Consider the following 17,294-nt stretch of genomic DNA (forward strand, 5'->3'; position numbering starts at 1 on the left):
GTATTCGCCGGGTGGGCTCCCGGTGGTGTTCCGCGCTAGGTTGCCCGGGTCCCGGTGACCGGGCGCGCTCGTCCGACCAGGGCGGTCAACCCGTCCTGACAGGAGAGGCCGTGGACCCCGACCAGAACCTGCTCGCCGCCGTCGCCGGCCTGGCCGACACCGCCGCCGCGGACGTCTCCCCCGACGACCTGCTGCGGCGCCTGGTCGACGTCGCGGTCGCGCACCTCGGCGTCGACGGCGCCGGCGTGGTGGCCGACACCCCCACCGGACTGCGCCTGGTGCACGTGAGCGCCGACGGCCCGCTGGCCGCGGAGACCCTGCAGCAGCAGCTCGCCGAGGGGCCCTGCCAGGACGCGGCGTCGTTCGGCGAGGAGGTCGTCGTGGACGACCTGCGGGACCCCCTGCAGACCGCCTGGCCCGCCTACACCGACGCGGCCCTGTCGGCCGGCTGGGCGTCGGTCGTCGCGGTCCCCCTGGCCTGCGCCGGGCGGCTGTCCGGCGTGCTGGACGTCTACCGGCGGACTGCGGGGACGTGGCAGCAGCACGAGCTGCACTGGCTGCGCGTCCTCGCCCACCTCGCCGCCTCCTACCTCGCCCTGTCCGCGGACCGGGACGAGGCCCGGCGGGCCCGGGAGGACCTGCAGCACGCCAGCACCCACGACGCGCTCACCGGACTGCCGAACCGGGTCCTGCTCTTCGACCGCCTCGACCACGCCCTGTCCACCGCCCGACGCCGGGGCCGCGGGGTCGCCGTCCTCTTCGTGGACCTCGACCGCTTCAAGGCCGTCAACGACACCTTCGGGCACGCCGCAGGCGACGACGTCCTGCGCACGGTCGCGGCCCGGATGTCCGCGGAGGTGCGGGACGGGGACACCCTCGCCCGGCTCTCGGGCGACGAGTTCGTCGTCGTCTGCGACGACCTGCCGGCGACGGCCGTCGAGGGTCGGCACCGCGACGTCGAGGCCGTGTTGACCCGCCTGCGCCGGGCCCTCGGCCGTTCCGTGCGGATCGGGGGCGTGGACGTCGTCGTGGCCGCCAGCACCGGCGTCGCCCACGACTCGGCGGGCTCCACGGCCGAGGGGCTCCTCGCCGAGGCCGACGCGGCCATGTACCGCGTCAAGCACCCGAGCCGGAACTCACCGGCCTCCGGGAGTTCCCTGCGCGACCTGGAGCCCCTGCTCGCCCGGGCCTTGCCGGAGGGCCGTCTGCGCCTGCACCACCAGCCCATCACCGACGCCACGGGAGCCGTCCGCGCCGTGGAGGCGTTGCTGCGGTGGGAGCACCCGACCCGCGGTCTGCTGCCGGCCGCCGAGTTCGTCGACCTGGCCGAACGGTCCGGGCTGGTCGTGGCCTTCGGCCGCTGGGTCGTCGAGGAGGCCTGCCGGACGATGGCCCGGTGGCGCGCGCGGCAGGGGGGGTCGGCACCGGAGACGGTGTTCGTCAACGTCAGCGCCCGGGAACTCGCCGACCCCGACCTCGGCCACGTCCTGCACGACTGCGTGCGCCGGTTCGGCCTGGTGCCCGGCGACCTCGGCCTGGAGGTGCTCGAGAGCAGTTTCATCGACCCCCTCGTCCTGCCGGGTCTGCACGACCTGCAACGCCGCGGGCACCCGCTGTCCATCGACGACTTCGGGACGGGGTACTCCTCGCTGGCCCGGCTCGTCGACCTGCCGGTGCGGATGGCCAAGGTCGACAAGTCCCTCGTCGCCGGGATCGCCGACGACCCGCGGCGGCGGTCACTGCTCGACGCGGTCGTCACCGTCGCCGCGGGGCTCGAACTGCAGGTCGTGGCCGAGGGCGTGGAGAACGCGTCGCAGGCGGAGGCGTTGCTCGCGGCCGGGTGCGACTACCTGCAGGGGTACCACTGCGGCGCACCGGTTCCCGCCGAGGAACTCGACGTCCGTCTGGGGTGAGGGTCGCCGCGGGCGGAGTCAACCGCGAGCGTGGTGCTCCTCGGCGTACGTCGCCTGCGACGTGGGCATGCTCCGGTCGAAGGCGGGGACGTACCCCTCCGGCGAAGGACGACCGCGGAACCTCCGCCAGCTCTCCTGGAGGCTGTGACGGAGGCACGCGGCGCGAGACCGCAGCGTCGACCGCGCCCCTGAACGCCCTGACCTCATCGTCCCCTCCACCCGCAACGGCCGACCGCTCGGCGTTCCCTGAGAACTCCTGGAGTTCTGCGCCTCACGACAACAGCTCTCCCGTTCCCTTCGGACGGTACGCGCGTGGGCCCTCGGACGGAAACCCCGGCGCGCCCCTTCCACACCCGCATCCACAGCCAACGGTCCGTAAACCGTTCTGCCGCAGAGAGTTACGAGGCCATCAGCCTTCCACCACAGGGTCTGTTCGACTACACTGGAACACGTGACCCCCACCGCCCAGGACCACGCCGCCGACGCCCTCACGCGTCTCGCCGGCGCCCTGGACGACCTCCTAGCCCTTCCGACCGGAACCCTCGACCGCGACGACGTCGACCACCTCACCCGGTCGCTCTACGCCCTCGGCAACCGCCTCGACGCCGCCAAACTCCACGCTCTGCGGCGGGGTCTGGAGCTCGCGCCCGAGGATTCGGTCGTGGACCTGCTCGCCACCGCGCCGGTGAACCTGTCCCGCACCCTGGCCCGCAAGGACGTCCTCGCCGCCCGCCACACCGACCCCGACGTGCACTGGGACGGCAGGATCGGCGGCCTCGACGGGGACCGCGGTGCCCTGGCCCTCATGGGTGGGGAACTGGCGGCCGGGAACACCACTCTGGCCCACGTCCACGGTGCCGTCACCGCGTTGACGTCGGTGCCCACGCACCTGCGCCGCGGCAACATCGCGGTCAAGGTGCGCCGGGAATCAGGTGAGGAGGTGTGGACCACCCAGCACCGCGGTGAGGTGCTCGACGGGTTCTTCACGACCTCCATCGCCCCCCAACCCCTGGGCACCGCCACCGCCCTGGTCGAGGACATCCTCACCCTCTTCGACCCCGACCGCGGCGACCGGCACGTCCGCGACCTCGAACCGGACTCCGCCAGCCGGCGCACCCTCACCTTCACCCGCCGGAACGGCATGCTGCGGATGACCGTCGACCTCGACGAAGCCGCCGCCGTCGTCGTCCGCTCCGCCGTCGAAGCCGCCGCCAAACCCCTGCCGAACCTCGCGCCGCAGGGAACAGGATCGGGCAGCGGGTTGGGCGGGGAACACGACACCCGCTCCCTGGGGCAGCGCCGCCACGACGGCCTCGTCGCGTTGGTGACGACAGGGGCGCACCACCCCGCCAGCAGCGTCGACCCCGTCGTCGCGCACAAGGCGACCGTGGTGCTGCGCGCCACCCTGAACGCCGATGGTTCGGTGGAGTCCGGTACCGCGACCGCGGACACCCACGGCCCCGTCAGCGACGCCACCCTGCGCGCCGCGTCCTGCGACGGCGACGTCACCGTCGCCGTCATGGACCGCCTCGGCCGGCCCCGCTCCCTGCACACCCTGGACCGGCACGCCACCGAGGCCCAACGGTTGATCGTCGCCGAACGCGACCGCGGGTGCATCGCCCCCGGCTGCGGGGCACCGGCCTGGGCCTGCCACCTGCACCACGTCGTCCACTGGGCGGACGGCGGCCCCACCAGCGTGGACAACCTCGTCCTGCTCTGCGGGCGGGACCACAGAGCACTCCACGCGGGCAGACTGGAAGCCAGGTTCGGCGACGACGGCCTACCGGAAGCACGACGACTCCAACGGGACCTCGGCAAACTCATGACCCCAGGACCGTGGACGCGGAACGACCACCCCGCCCTGCGGCAGCAGGTCGAGGAACTCAGCCGCGCCCTCGAACGGGACGACCGGGCCGCCTGAGCCCCGCTCAGTCCAGGCCCCGCGCCGCGAGCGCCTCCCCCACCTGCTCGGCGTGGGCGACGGCGCGCACGACGGTGGGCACCAGCAGCGCGCGCGGGCTGTTGCCCAGCCCGCGGGCGGCGGCTGCTTCGCGCGACTCGGCGAGCAGCCGGCCGACGACGGGAACGCTCGTGATGGTGAGGGAGAACGCGAGACCGGCGCGCTCGGGGTCGACCCCGAACCGGCGCGCCGGGCCCAGTCCGCGCACCACCGTGTCCAGCAGGTCCGGCACGGGGGTCGTGGCCGTCACGAGCGTGGCCGACCACAGGCAGGCGACGAGACCGCCGACCACGGCCGCGGCCTCCCACGGACCCTGCAGCCAGGTCTGGACGACGACCAGCGCGAGCAGCACCCACGCCGTCCGCCGCACCTGCCCGCGCAGCAACCCCCGGCGCAGCCGGCACCCCCGCGCCAGCACCACGCACGCCCCCAGCACGACGGCCAGCACCGCCGTCGCCGTCGGGGGTGCCGCCAGCGAGCGGACCAGGCCGACGACCGTCCCCACGACGACGAGGGCGAGCAGCTTCGTCCGCGGCCGCGCGCGGTGCAGCACGGACGTACCCGGTTCGGCGGTGCCCAGCAGCGGAGGAGGACCGGTCAGACCCCGACGCCGCAGGACCCCGCGCCGTCCCCTCACGCCCACGCCCGGTAGGCCGCCACGACGTCGGCGGCCGGACCGTCGAGCCGGACCCGCCCGTCCTCGATCCACAACGCCCGGTCCGCCCGCACCGCGAGGTCGAGGTCGTGCGTCGCGACGACGACCTGGTCCACGTGATCCGGCGGGTTCCGCAGCACGTCCCCCACGCGCCGTCCCGTGCGCAGGTCGAGCAGGGTGGTCGGCTCGTCGGCGAGGACGACGGCCGGGCGGGTCGCCAGGACGGTCACCAGCGCCAGCAGCTGACGCTGCCCCGAGGACACGTCGCGCACCGACCGGTCGGCCAGCCCGCCGAGACCCGCCTCGGCGAGCAGTTCGCGGGCGCGGGCGTCCCGGTCGCGCACGTCGGTGCGGCGCAACGACAACGCGACGTCCTCCACCGCCGTCGGCATGACGAGCTGCGCGTCGGGGTCGGTGAACACGAAACCCACGCGGCGGCGCAACGCCTTGAGGTCGCGGTCGGGATCGAGCCCGTCGACGACCACCCGGCCCGTCGACGGCAGCACGAGGCCGTCGAGGAGACGCAGCAGCGTGGACTTCCCGGAGCCGTTGGGCCCCACCAGGACGGTGAACCGCTCGCTCACCTCGAGGTCCAGCGGGTGCAGCACCACGCGGTCCGGGGCGTCGACACGGACACCCTCGAGGCGGATCACCTCGGCCCGCCGTCCACCCCCGGAATGTAGCGTGCGGGGGTGAGCACCGGACTCGTCCTCCCCCGCGACCTGCCCGCCGCGGACGTCCTGCCCTTCGCCCGGCGCGCCGACGCGCTGGGCGCCACGAGCCTGTGGGTCATCGAGGACCTCGGGTTCCGCGGGGGTTTCGCGCAGGCCGCCGCCGTCCTGGCCGTCACCGAGCGCGTGCACGTCGGCCTGGGCATCGCCCCGGCCGCCGCGCGCAACCCCGTCTTCACCGCCATGGAGGCCGCGACGCTGGCCGAGCAGTTCCCCGGCCGCTTCACCCTCGGCCTCGGACACGGCGTCCCCGGCTGGATGCGGCAGGTCGGCGCCTGGGGGCGCAGCCCGCTGACGTCCTTCGGCGAGCACGTCGAGGCCGTGCGCCGCCTCCTGCACGGCGAGACGGTCACGCTGCAGGGCGACTACGTCCACCTCGACGGCGTCCGCCTCGACAGCCCACCCGCCACGCCCCCGCTCGTCGTCGCCGGCGTCCGTGGCCCGAAGTCGCTCGCCCTCGCCGGCCGGGTCGCGGACGGGACGCTGCTGGCAGAACCCGTGACCCCCGAGTACGCGCGGGCGGCGCGCGAGCAGATCGGCACCGGCCCCGAGCACCGGCTCATCGGGTACGAGCTCGCCGCCGTCGACGCCGACCCCGCCCGGGCGCGCGACGCCGTCCGGCCCGGTCTCGTCTGGGTGGGCACCGCCGACGCCGCCGCGCACGTCGCACCCTCGGCCTACGCCGACGAGCTGCAGGCGCTGCGCGACCGCACCCCGGACGCCGAGGAGTTCACGCGCGCCCTGCCCGACGAGTGGGTCGACGACCTCACCCTCGCCGGGACGGCCGAGCGGGTGCGGGCCCGCATCGGCGAGCTGCGGGCGGCCGGGCTCGACGAGGTCGTCCTCTTCCCCACCGGGGACGACCGGCTCGCGGCCCTCGACACCCTGGCCGAGGTCTTCGAGCGCTGAGGCCCACTCCCGCCGGTCACTCCCGGAGGAACACCTCGACGACGGGCACGAGCACGTCGGGGCGCACCACGGGCAGCTCGAACGTCGTCGTCCCCGCCGGCAGTCCGCCCATCCCGGTGCCGTAGGCCCGGACCGACGGGTCCGCCTCCGTGAACTGGACCTCGGAGGCGTCGTCGAGGAGCTGGGCGTACTCCACGCGTCCGGCCAGGCCCGTGACGTGCAGGTGGCGCAACGGCCAGGCGAACAGGTGCACGTACAGCCGGTTCCCCCGCTGGGTCAGGCGCGCGTCCGCCGTGGTGGTGACGCCCGCCTCCACCGGGCCCGCCCCGTGCACGGAGCGGGCGTGCAGCGCCATCCAGTCGGCGAGGGTGTCCAGCGTCCGGGCCGCCGACGGGGAGAACCGGCCCCGGGCGTTCGGGCCCACGTTGAGCAGCAGGTTGCCGCCCTTGGACACTCCGTCCACGAGCATCCGCAGGAGCAGGTCGGGAGTCTTCTCCCGCAGTTCGTCGCGGTGGTAGCCCCAGCTGCCGTTGAGCGTCTGGCACGCCTCCCAGGGGACGGGCCGTCCCTGCACCGCCATGGGTTCGACGGGCTGGTACTGCTCGGGCGTCACGAGGTCGCCGGGGACGTCGAGCCGGTCGTTGACGACGATCCCGGGCTGCAGGGCGCGCACCGTCGCCATGAGCTCCTCGCTCCCCCAGTCCTCCTTGCCCTTGCCGTTCCACGCACCGGGTTTGTGGTCGTCGTCGGCGTAGGAGAAGTCGAAGAACAGGTACGAGATGCGGCCGTAGTGCGTCAGCAGTTCCGTGACCTGGCCGTGCAGGTACTCGCGGTAGCGCGCCATGTCGCGGCCCGCGTTGAGCGCCGCGACGTCGGGGGTGTTGCGCTGCGGGTGCACGCTGTCGACGACGAAGTCCTCGTGGTGCCAGTCCAGGAGCGAGTAGTAGAACCCCACCTCCAGGCCCTCGGCGCGGAACGCCTCGACGAACGGCCCCACGAGGTCCCGTCCGTGCGGGGTGCTCGCGACGGAGTAGTCGGTGAGGGCGGAGTCCCAGAGGCAGAACCCGTCGTGGTGCTTCACCGTCAGCACCGCGTAGCGCATCCCCGCCGCCCGGGCCCGGCGTGCCCACTCCCGCGGGTCGTACAGGTCGGGGTCGAAGTGGCGCAGGTACTTCTCGTACTGCCCGGTCGTCATCTCCTCGTAGTTCTTCACCCACTCGTGCCGGGCCGCGGCCGCGTACACGCCCCAGTGGACGAAGAGACCGAACCGGGCGTCGGTGAACCAGGCGGGCACGCTGGCCTCGGCGTTCGCCCCGCTCGCGAGGGTGCTCACCCCTTCACCGCCCCGGCCACGAGGCCCTTGGCCATCCGGCCCTGGACGATGAGGAACACCACGACGACGGGCAGCGCCACGAGGGTCGACCCGGCCATGATGGCGCCCCAGTCGGTGGCCTCGTTGGCGACGTTGAACCGCGCCAGCCACAGCGGCAGGGTCGCGGAGGAGTTGTCCTTCATGACGACGAGGGCCAGCGTGTACTCGTTCCAGGACGCCAGCAGGGCGAAGATCCCCGAGGCCACGAGGCCGGGGGCCAGCAGCGGCAGGGTGATGCGCAGGAACGCGCCGGGCCGGGAGCAGCCGTCGATCATCGCGGCCTCCTCCAGGTCGGCGGGCACCCCGTCGACGAACCCCTTGAGCATCCAGATCGTGATGGGCACCGAGTGCCCGGCGTAGAGCAGGCCGAGACCGACGACGCTGTTGATGAGCCCCCAGCCGTCGAGCATCCGGTACTGCGAGATGAACAGCGCCTCGGCCGGGATCATCTGGATGACGAGCACCGTGATGACCATCGACGTGCGACCGCGGAAGCGGAACCGGGTGAGCGCGACGGCCGCGAAGAACGCGCTGAACAGGGCCACGGCGACGGCGATGACGGTCACGGTGGCGCTCACGCGCAGCGCCGACCAGAACGTGGGGTCGGACAGGATGCGGCCGTAGTTCCCGAGTTCGGCGGGCGAGGGCCAGAAGTGCGGGTCCCCCGACAGTTCGGCGCTGGACTGCAGGCTGGAGTTGACCATCCAGTAGATGGGGAACACCCACAGGACGGCGATGAGCACCGCGACGACCTGCAGGACGACCTTGCGCACGCGCTGGGCCCGGCTGCGCACGACGCGGCCGGGGACGGTCGCGGAGAGCCTCCCGACGGCGGCGACGGGAGCGGCGGCGGTGGGGGCGCTCACGCGGTCGCCCCCTGCCGGACGAGCGACCGGACGTACCCGGCCGTGAGCGCGAGGGTGATGACGAGCATGACCATGGCGACCGCCGACCCCATCCCGTAGTTCCCCTGTCCCAGACCGATCTGGTAGACGTACGTGCCCAGCAGGTTGGAGTCCTCGGCGACGCCGCCGGCGTCCTGCAGCACGGAGATCTGGGTGAACACCCTGATGTCCCAGATGATCTGCAGCAGCCCGACGAGCATGAGCACCGGGGCCACCCCGGGCACCGTGACGTAGCGGAACCGCTGGATCCCCGATGCCCCGTCGAGCTCGGCCGCCTCGAGCACCTCCGGGTCCAGCTGCGTCAGGGACGCGTAGACCATGAAGACGACGAGCGGCACCGACATCCAGACGACGATGACGCCCGCGATGACGAGCAGGGTCGTCCCCTGCAGCAGCCAGGCGTACCGGTCGAACTGGTCCAGGCCCGCGTGCACGAGCACCCAGTTCACGAGGCCGTTGCGCGTGTTGAACAGCCACTGCCAGACCGTCAGCGAGGACAGCACCGGGATGGCCCAGGCCAGGAGCATGGCGCTCTGCAGCACCACGCGGACGGCCGTGACGAGCCGCGTCATGAGGACGGCGAAGGCCACGCCGAGGAGCATCGTCAGGGCGGCGCACACCGCGCAGAAGACGATGGAGCGCGCCAGGACGACCCAGAAGACGCTGTCGGAGAACACCGCGGCGTAGTTCTTCAGCCCGACGAACTCCGGGGGCTGACCGAACTGCTGACGCAGGCCGAACTCCTGGAAGGACATGACGAGCTGGCGCACCAGCGGGTAGCCCTGCGACAGCAGCACCACCGCGAGGGCGGGCAGCCCGAGCAGCAACGGGGTCAGCCACTGCGGGCGGCGTCCCGTCCGCCGCCCGGTCGTCGCGCTGACGGCGCTCACGCGTTGAGCAGGCTCTCGACCTTGGCGTCGGTCTCCTGCGCCACCTGCTGGGGGCTCGCGCCCTGGGCCAGCTTGGTGAAGCCGTCGCGGATGACGTCGTTGTTCTCCACCACGCCCCAGCCCTCCGACTTCGGCGTCGCGACGGCGTTCTGCACGGCCTTGACCTCGACGGCGCCGAGCTCGGTGGCCTCCAGCGGACCGGCGTAGGAGCTGTTGCCCGGGACCCAGCCGCCCTCGGAGGCGAACGGCTCCATGAAGCCGGACTGGAAGACGAGCTTGAGCAGGGCCTTGGCGGCCTCCTGCTTGCGGGACATCGCGGGGATCCCGATGTTGGACCCGCCCGCGAAGACCTTCCCGACCGACCCGGGCTCCTCCCCGGGGAAGGCGAAGAAGCCGGTGTCGGGAGCCAGGGCGGGGTCGACCTTGGGGAACTGGTTGTTGAGGGCGATGAACATGCCGGCCTCGCGACGGTTGTAGGGCGCGGAGGGGTCGCGGGCCTCCTCCAGGGTCGCCGTGGCCGAGACCGTGCAGGCGTTGGCGTACAGGTTCTTGAGGTCGTCCAGGCCGGCGATGCCGTCCGGCGTCGTCAGGTCGCCCTCCCACTTCCCGCCCTTCTCCACGGCGAACTTCGCCCCGCGCGTGAAGATCCAGGCGGCGCTGACGCCGTAGTCCTTGGCCGGCAGGAAGATGCCGGAGAAGTTCGCCACCCCCTCGGGGTTGGCGTTCTTCAGGGCCACGACGGCCTCGTTGAAGGCGTCCAGGGTGGTGGGGACGGCGATCCCGGCCTTCTCCAGCAGCGACTTGCGGTAGTAGACGAGCCGGGCACCGGCGTAGAACGGGGCCGCGAAGAGCTTGCCCTCGTAGCTGCCGGCGTCCACGAGGCTGGCCAGGAGGTCCTTGCCACCCAGCTCCTCCTGCAGGTCGCTGATGTCGGTGAGCGCCCCCGCGGAGGTGAAGGTGAGCACCTGGGAGTTGCCGAACTCCACGAGGTCGGGCGTCTGGTCGGCGCTGGACAGCGTCGTCTGCAGCTTGGTGACGATGCCCGTCCAGTCCTGGATCTCGACCGTGAGCTTGGCGCCGCCGTTCTGGTCCGCCCACTGCTTCACCAGCCAGTCGACGGACGTCTGGGGCACGGAGTCGCGCATCAGCCAGATCGTCAGGTCCTTGCTGTCCGACTGCCCCCCGCCGGAGGACTCGCTCGAGCCTCCGCAGGCGGACAGGGCGGCCGACCCGGCGAGGGCGGCGCCGGCGGCGAGGGTGGTCCTACGGGTGAGTTGCACGGCAACGCCTTCCTGACGCGAGGGGAGGGAGCGGTCAGTCGACCACTCCGGGGAGCCGGGTGGCAAGAGTGTTCACAAACTCGAAACGCGCGGTTCCGGAACGGGGTCCGGCTGGTCGTCGGAGGAGAGCAGGACGTGCGGCGGAGCCTGCGCCTCGATCCCCCACCACGTGTCGCTCTGCCCCTGGTGCGGCCCGTCGAGCCCACGGAACCCGATGTGCAGGGCGGCGAGCCGCTCCAGGTGCGGCTCGAGCCGGGCCAGGAACACCTCGAAGGGGTCCGGCGCCCCGCCCCACACCCGCTCGGCGAACGCGCACGTGCGGGGGAAGAGCAGGTACTCGGCCTTCTCCCGGCTGTCCGCGAACTCCGTCCAGAGGCAGACCTGGGCGCCGAGGACCAGCTCGTGCTCGGGCCAGGCGTAGTCGTAGGTGTCCCGCAGCTCCGTGAGGTACGGACCGAAGATCCTGGGGCCCAGCGGTTCCCGGGGATCGCGGGACTGCTTGTAGTCGAGGTAGAGCGCGCCCTGGGTGGCGACGACGACCTCGTGGCCGCGCTCCAGCGCCGCGCGGGCCTCGTCCTCGGACCGCCACGCCATGACCGCGGCGTCCACCGGCAGGTCGGCGGCCAGCACCTCGTCCCAGCCGATCACCGTGCGCCCCCGCGAGGCCAGGTGGTCGCGCAGCCGGCGCGTGAACCAGTGCTGCAGCGCGTCCTCGTCGGGCAGGCCGCGCTCGGCGAGGAGCTGCTGGACCCGCGGGGAGGCCTTCCACTGCGTGCGGGGACACTCGTCGCCACCGATGTGGACGTAGCGGCTGGGGAACAGCTCGACGACCTCGTCGAGGATGGTCAGGACGGCCTCGACGGTGGCGTCCTCGAGGTTCAGGACGTCGTGCGAACGGGCCCAGCGCGTCAGGACCTCCGTCTGGACGCCCGTGACGCCCCACTCGGGGTAGGCGGCCACGGCCGCCAGCACGTGCCCCGGCACGTCGATCTCCGGCACGACGGTGACACCGCGGTCGGCGGCGTAGCGGACGAGGTCGCGGACGTCGTCCTTGGTGAAGAACCCGCCGTGCGGCCGCCCGTCGAAGACGTCGGAGAACCGGTACCCCACGAGCGTCTCGCGGCGCCAGGCGCCCACCTCGGTGAGCCGGGGGAAGGCGTCCACCTGCAGGCGCCAGCCCTGGTCGTCGGTGAGGTGCAGGTGCAGGACGTTGAGCTTGTGCAGCGCCAGCAGGTCGACGAGGTCGAACGTCCAGGCCACGCCGTGGAAGTGCCGGGAGACGTCGAGCATGACCCCGCGCCAGGCGTGCCGCGGCGCGTCCAGGACGTCGACCGGCGGGACGACCGCGGGGCCCCGCCCGGCGCGGCGGAAGGTCTGCGCGGGAAGCAGTTGTCGCAGCGTCTGCAGCGCGTACAGGGCGCCGGTGGCCGTCGTCGCGACGACCTGCACGCTCCCCTGCCCCACCCGCAGCCCGTACCCCTCGGCGAGCACGGCCCCGGCACCGCACGCGTCACCCAGCCCTGGGACCTCCTGCACCTGCCGCACGGTCAGCAGGGCCGGCTCCGGACCGGCCGGAGCGTCCTCGCGCAGCGAGAACACCGCTCCCGTCCCGGCCTCCAGCGGGCGCAGCACCGTGAGGAGGGCCGGCCACCAGGCGCGCGGGGCCACCACGTCGCCGCCCGCGCCGAGGTCCGCCCCGGGCCCGGCCGGGGCGGGTCCGGTCCAGCGGGGAGCGGGAACCACGGGAAGGGTCCCGGGGAGTGCCACAGGACCTCCAGGGGGGCGGGTTCGGCCGGGTCGACGGTGACGGGCAGAACGCGGACGGTTCGTGAGCCGTGCTGCGCTTTCCGTGACGGTAGCGTCCCCGAGCACCCAGCGGAAGACTCCCGCGGGGATTTGTCAGTCTGGTATCACTACTCCGTGAGCGACCTCGTGCCCCCGCAGTGGCGCCGGGCCATGGTGTCGGGCCGACCCCGCGCCACCGTGGTCCCGGCACAGGCCCGGGCGCACAACCGCGCCGTCCTGCTGAGCCTGCTCTTCCACGACGGTCCCGCCTCCCGCGCGGACCTCGCGCGGACGACGGGGCTCACGCGGGTCACCGTCTCCGAGATCGTCGGCGACCTCGTCGCCGAGGGCCTCGTCGCCGAACTCGGGCTGCGACCCGAGGGCCGCGTGGGCAAACCCGCGATGATGGTGGGGTTGCGTTCCAGCGAGCACTTCGTGCTCGCACTCGACCTGCAGTCCCTGCCGAGGATCCGCGCCGCCGTCCTGGACCTCGGCGGAACGGTTGTGCACCAGGAGGTGGCCGACCTCGACGGACGGACGGGGGACGCAGCGCTCGACGCCGTCGAGGACCTCGCGGCGCGGACCCTGCACGGGTCGGGCCGGACCGTCGTCGGCACCGGGGTCGCCTCCCCCGGCGTCGTGGACGCCCACGGCGTCGTGCGCGACTCCGCGAACCTCGGGTGGCGCGAGGTCCACCTCGCGCAGCGGCTGGGCGCGCGGTTGGGCACGGGCGTGCACGTGGCCAACGACGCCGACGCGGCCGCGCTGGCGGAGTTCACCTACGCCGACGCGTCGACGTCGGGTTTCCTGCTCGTCGCGATCGGCCAGGGCGTCGGCGCCGGTCTCGTGCTCGACGGGAACCTCGTCCGCGGGCACGGTCTGGCCGCCGGGGAGATCGGGCACCTGACGGTGAACCCCCGGGGTCCGCAGTGCAGCTGCGGTCGCCGCGGGTGCCTCGAGACGTACCTCGGCCTGCCGCACCTGCAGGCCGCGACGGCCGGACGGACGGCCTCGGGCCGTCGCACCGCCCTGCGCGAGGCGGGCCGCCGCCTCGGCGCGGTCCTCGCCCCCGTGGTGGCCGCCCTCAACCTCGAGGAGGTGCTCCTCACCGGGTCCGACGACCTGCTCGACGGACCGCTGCTGGAGGCGACACGCGAGTTCGTCGCGGGCGCCTGCCTGCCCGCGACGAGCGGAACCGTCCGGCTGCGCATGGCCCGGCTCGGCGAAACCGCTGTCCTGCAGGGGGCTGCCGCCCTCGTCCTGTCCGGTGAGTTCGGCTTCAGCTGAGGGTTCCTCTGCGCGGCGGAACTCCCTAGACTTCCCCGATCCCCTTCGAACCAGGAGAACTCCTCGTGCCCGTCACCCCGTTCCCCCGCCCGAAGTCGATGACGACCACGACGGGCGCCGGGCCCGCGGCGGACGCTCCGCTGCGCGTCGTGCTCGACCCGTCGGTGCCCGCCCAGGGTTTCCGGTTGCAGACCGCACCGCAGGGGGTGACGGTGACGCACGCCGACGCCGCAGGCCTGCGGCACGGCCTCGCCACGCTGGACCAGTTGCGCGCCGACCGCGGGTTCTCCAGCACCTCCTACGACATCAGCGACCACCCCGACTTCCCCGTGCGGGGTTTCATGCTCGACGTGAGCCGCGACCGCGTCCCGACGCGCCGCACCCTGGCCCGCTGGGTCGAGGTGCTGGAACTGGCCCGCATCAACACCTTCGAGCTCTACACCGAGCACACGTACGCGTTCCGCGGCGAGCAGGAGGTGTGGCAGGACGCCTCCCCGCTGACCGCACAGGACCTGCAGTGGCTCGACGCGCTCTGCGCCTCCCGCGGGATCGACCTGGTGTGCAACCAGAACAGCCTGGGTCACATGGAACGCTTCCTCAAGCACCCGCGGCACGCGCAGCGCGCCGAGAACGAGGACGGGTTCACCGTGCGGGAGGTGCACCGGGCACCCAGCACCCTGGAACCTACCCCGGAGAACGCGGCCTTCGTCACGGGTCTGCTCGAGGACGTCGTGCCGAACTTCCGCACGCGGCGCCTGAACGTCGGCGCCGACGAGCCGTTCGAGCTGGGCACCGGGAAGAGCGCGCAGCGGGCCGCCGAGGTGGGGCTGGGCACGGTCTACTGGGAGTACGTCACCTCCGTCCTGCAGCCCTGGCTGGACCGGGGCTACACCGTGGAGTTCTGGGCCGACGTCTTCGGCGACCACCCCGAGCTCATGGACAAGGTGCCGGCCGGGGCCGTCCCGGTGGTGTGGCAGTACGACTCCCCCCAGCTCCTCGCCGAGGTCGTGGACGCGGCCTCTCCGGGACAGGTGCAGGAGTGGGAGTCCTTCGGCGTCGACGTCACGGCCCTGCGCGACGGTTTCCGCGACCGGGCCAAGCTGCTGCTGGACGCCGGCATCCCGTTCTGGGTCGCGCCGGGGGCCAGCAACTGGAACTCGCTGCTGGGACGCTGGGACAACGCCGTCGGGAACATGGTCGACGCTGCCGAGGTGGGGCTCGCGAACGGTGCGCAGGGGTACCTCAACACCTCCTGGGGCGATCACGGGCACTGGGACCCGCCGTCGGTCGCGTTCGGTCCCGTGCTCTTCGGCGGCGCGGTCTCCTGGTCCCTGGAGCAGAACCGCGACGTCGACGTGGCGGCCGTGCTGTCGGACGCGCTGCTGCTCGACCCGCACCGGGTCGTCGGTGACGTCCTCGTCCGGGCCGGGAAGGTCTGCGCCCGGCTCGGGGCGCCGCTGCTCAACGCCTCTCCCCTGTGCCTGGTCCTGCGCGAACCCGACCAGCTCAAGGACTGGGCCGTCCCGGCCCCCGGCGCCCTGACCGAGGTCCGCGCCGAACTGCTCGCCTGCCTCGAGGACCTGCGCGCCGCCGACCCGGCCTGCTCCGACGGGGACGTCGTGCTGCGTGAACTCACCCTCGTCCTGCGGCTCGCCGAGTTCGCGGTGCGCGTGTTCCAGGCCCGCGCGGACGACGGGTCGTTCGACGCCGCCGTCGCACCGCGGCTGCTCACCGAGCTCGAGCACCTGGTGGACGAGCACCGCACCTGCTGGGCCCTGCGGTCCCGGCCGGGTGGCCTGGCCGAGAGCCTGGCCGCCTTCGCCCCCCTGCGGCACGCGCTGCTGCGGGCCACGCACTGACCCGCCCCGTGCTCCCTGGTCCCGTGCTCCCTGGTCCCGTGCGCGTCGGGCTGGACGTCGGCGGCTCCACGGTCGAGGGCGTGGCGCTCGGCCCGCGGGACGAGGTGCTGGCCACCTGCCGGCGGCGGACGACCCCGGGGGTCGACGGTGTGGTGGAGTCGGCGGCCGGCGCCGTGGCCGAACTCGTCGACCGCACCGGCGGCCCACCGGAGCACGTCGGGGTCGGCGTGCCCGGTCTGGTCGACCCGCTGGCCGGCACCGTCCGCAGCGCGGTGAACCTCAGGTTGGGACCCGATCCCGTCGCGCTGGCGGACCGTCTCGGCACCGCCCTCGGCGGGGTGCCCGTCACGCTGGAGAACGACGTCAAGGCCGTGACGTGGGGGGCGTGGAACCTGCTGGCCCCGGACGGGGACCTCGCGCTGCTGTCGCTGGGCACGGGCGTCGCCGCCGGCCTCGTCGTCGGTGGTGTCCTGCAGCGCGGGACGGCATCGGCGGCCGGCGAGGTGGGCCACCTCTCGGTGGACCCCGCGGGGCAACGGTGCGGCTGCGGGCAGCGCGGCTGCCTCGAGACGGTGGCGGCCGGGTCGGCGCTGCGGCGGGCGTGGCCCCACGGCGAACCGGGCCGGGAGGCCGGGCACCTCTTCGCCGCGGCTGCCGCCGGTGATCCCGCCGCGGTCCGCGTCGCGGACTCGTGGGCGGCCGGCGTCGCCCTCGCCGTCCGGACGCTCGTGCTGACGGTCGACCCGGCCCTCGTCGTGCTGGCCGGGGGTGTGACGCAGGTCGGCCCGCCGGTCCTGCACGCCGTGGGGCGTGCACTGGACCGGCAGGCCGGGGACTCGGAGTTCCTGCGCGGGCTGCGGACGGCTCAGCGGCTCGTCCTGCTGCCCGCGGACCGTCCCGTCGCGGCGATCGGTGCCGCGACGGGGACGGTCGGCCCGTGGATCAGGCCGTCGATCGGGCCGTCGATCAGGCCGGGGGCATCAGCACGGAGTCGATGAGGTAGACGGTCGCGTTCGCGGTCTGCACGTTGCCGCAGATCACGTTCGTGGACCCGTTGACGGTCAGGGCGTCGGCCGAACCCGCGATCTCGACGTTCTGGCCCTCGACGGTCTTGACCGACTTCATGTCGAGCAGCTGCTGCGGGGTCATCTTGCCCTGGACGACGTGGTAGGTCAGGACCTTGGTCAGCGTCGGCGCACCCTCGGGGGTCTTGAGGGTGTTCACGGTGTCGGCGGGCAGCTTCTGGAAGGCCGCGTCGACGGGCGCGAAGACGGTGAACTGGCCACCGTTGAGGGTGTCGACGAGGTTCACCTGCGAGTTCAGCTGACCGGAGACGGCCGCGGTGAGCGTCTTGAGCAGCGGGTTGTTCGAGGCCGCCGTGGTGACGTTCGCCGTCGACATGCCCTCGACGGAACCGGCACCGCTGGGCACCTGCGACGCGTAGTCGGCGCAGCCGGGGCCGACCGGCGTGGTGTCGGAGGCGGCGGAGGCGGTCATGCTCTCCGACGGGCTGGGCGTCATCGAGCTGGACGAGGACGACGACGTGGTCGACGACGAGTCCGAGCTGGACGCGGTCCCGTCGGAACCGCTGCAGCCGGCCACCGCGAGGGTGAGGACACCGGCCAGGGCGACGAGGGAGAAGGCGCGCTTGCCGTGGGAGGTGGTGTTCAGGGTGGACATGAGTTTCTCCTCAGATTCTCGGGCGGTGTTTCCATGGTCGGTGGGTTTCTCCTCGTTCGCATCCCGAA

Annotated in this window: 14 protein-coding genes; 6 read left to right on the forward strand and 8 right to left on the reverse strand. The window is 73.3% G+C overall.

Features of this window, described 5'->3' with window-relative positions:
* The first annotated feature begins 110 nt into the window (after nucleotides 1–110).
* Together AB0637_RS12485 and AB0637_RS12490 are read left to right on the forward strand one after the other, a co-directional pair.
* Entirely contained in the window at nucleotides 111–1,913 is a 1,803-nt protein-coding gene (locus tag AB0637_RS12485; protein WP_366172559.1) for an EAL domain-containing protein, read from the forward strand.
* Nucleotides 1,914–2,364: 451 nt separating this feature from the next.
* Nucleotides 2,365–3,834: an HNH endonuclease gene (locus AB0637_RS12490; RefSeq protein WP_366172561.1), complete on the forward strand. Its 1,470-nt coding sequence runs from the start codon at nucleotides 2,365–2,367 to the stop codon at nucleotides 3,832–3,834.
* A 7-nt stretch (nucleotides 3,835–3,841) separates the two neighbouring features.
* On the opposite strand, the gene AB0637_RS12495 is transcribed toward AB0637_RS12490, so the two are convergent.
* Together AB0637_RS12495 and AB0637_RS12500 are read right to left on the reverse strand one after the other, a co-directional pair.
* Nucleotides 3,842–4,510 carry a CbiQ family ECF transporter T component gene (locus tag AB0637_RS12495; RefSeq protein ID WP_366172563.1) on the reverse strand — a complete coding sequence of 223 codons (669 nt, stop codon included), beginning with the start codon at nucleotides 4,508–4,510 and terminating at the stop codon, nucleotides 3,842–3,844.
* Nucleotides 4,507–5,181: an ABC transporter ATP-binding protein gene (locus tag AB0637_RS12500; protein ID WP_366172565.1), complete on the reverse strand. Its 675-nt coding sequence runs from the start codon at nucleotides 5,179–5,181 to the stop codon at nucleotides 4,507–4,509. The genes AB0637_RS12495 and AB0637_RS12500 overlap by 4 nt, the downstream gene beginning before the upstream one ends.
* A gap of 39 nt (nucleotides 5,182–5,220) precedes the next feature.
* Here AB0637_RS12500 and AB0637_RS12505 point away from each other — a divergent pair, with 39 nt between their 5' ends.
* Nucleotides 5,221–6,168, forward strand: a complete 948-nt coding sequence (locus AB0637_RS12505) for an LLM class flavin-dependent oxidoreductase (protein ID WP_366172567.1) — start codon at nucleotides 5,221–5,223, stop codon at nucleotides 6,166–6,168.
* 16 nt (nucleotides 6,169–6,184) lie between these two features.
* Here AB0637_RS12505 and AB0637_RS12510 read toward each other — a convergent pair whose 3' ends face one another.
* From AB0637_RS12510 to AB0637_RS12530, 5 genes are all read right to left on the reverse strand, one after another.
* Complete coding sequence (locus AB0637_RS12510) at nucleotides 6,185–7,501, reverse strand: alpha-L-fucosidase (RefSeq protein ID WP_366172569.1); 1,317 nt, start codon at nucleotides 7,499–7,501, stop codon at nucleotides 6,185–6,187.
* Nucleotides 7,498–8,406: a carbohydrate ABC transporter permease gene (locus AB0637_RS12515; protein ID WP_366172571.1), complete on the reverse strand. Its 909-nt coding sequence runs from the start codon at nucleotides 8,404–8,406 to the stop codon at nucleotides 7,498–7,500. Before AB0637_RS12515 ends, AB0637_RS12510 begins: the two co-directional genes overlap by 4 nt.
* Nucleotides 8,403–9,335 carry a sugar ABC transporter permease gene (locus tag AB0637_RS12520; protein ID WP_366172573.1) on the reverse strand — a complete coding sequence of 311 codons (933 nt, stop codon included), beginning with the start codon at nucleotides 9,333–9,335 and terminating at the stop codon, nucleotides 8,403–8,405. The genes AB0637_RS12515 and AB0637_RS12520 overlap by 4 nt, the downstream gene beginning before the upstream one ends.
* Complete coding sequence (locus AB0637_RS12525; RefSeq protein ID WP_366172575.1) at nucleotides 9,332–10,615, reverse strand: extracellular solute-binding protein; 1,284 nt, start codon at nucleotides 10,613–10,615, stop codon at nucleotides 9,332–9,334. The genes AB0637_RS12520 and AB0637_RS12525 overlap by 4 nt, the downstream gene beginning before the upstream one ends.
* Before the next feature lie 72 nt (nucleotides 10,616–10,687).
* Entirely contained in the window at nucleotides 10,688–12,358 is a 1,671-nt protein-coding gene (locus tag AB0637_RS12530; protein ID WP_366172577.1) for a beta-N-acetylhexosaminidase, read from the reverse strand.
* A gap of 177 nt (nucleotides 12,359–12,535) precedes the next feature.
* Here AB0637_RS12530 and AB0637_RS12535 point away from each other — a divergent pair, with 177 nt between their 5' ends.
* The 3 genes from AB0637_RS12535 to AB0637_RS12545 all read left to right on the forward strand — a co-directional run bounded on the left by AB0637_RS12535 (nucleotide 12,536) and on the right by AB0637_RS12545 (nucleotide 16,544).
* Nucleotides 12,536–13,687, forward strand: coding sequence for an ROK family transcriptional regulator (locus AB0637_RS12535; RefSeq protein WP_366172578.1), 1,152 nt, complete (start codon nucleotides 12,536–12,538; stop codon nucleotides 13,685–13,687).
* A 65-nt stretch (nucleotides 13,688–13,752) separates the two neighbouring features.
* Entirely contained in the window at nucleotides 13,753–15,546 is a 1,794-nt protein-coding gene (locus AB0637_RS12540; RefSeq protein ID WP_366172580.1) for a family 20 glycosylhydrolase, read from the forward strand.
* 23 nt (nucleotides 15,547–15,569) lie between these two features.
* Nucleotides 15,570–16,544: an ROK family protein gene (locus AB0637_RS12545; protein ID WP_366172582.1), complete on the forward strand. Its 975-nt coding sequence runs from the start codon at nucleotides 15,570–15,572 to the stop codon at nucleotides 16,542–16,544.
* Here AB0637_RS12545 and AB0637_RS12550 read toward each other — a convergent pair.
* Nucleotides 16,513–17,226: a fasciclin domain-containing protein gene (locus tag AB0637_RS12550; protein WP_366172584.1), complete on the reverse strand. Its 714-nt coding sequence runs from the start codon at nucleotides 17,224–17,226 to the stop codon at nucleotides 16,513–16,515. The two genes, AB0637_RS12545 and AB0637_RS12550, sit on opposite strands and share 32 nt — an antisense overlap.
* Nucleotides 17,227–17,294: the final 68 nt, after the last annotated feature.

Source organism: Kineococcus sp. NPDC059986, assembly GCF_040702905.1.
Lineage (GTDB): Bacteria > Actinomycetota > Actinomycetes > Actinomycetales > Kineococcaceae > Kineococcus.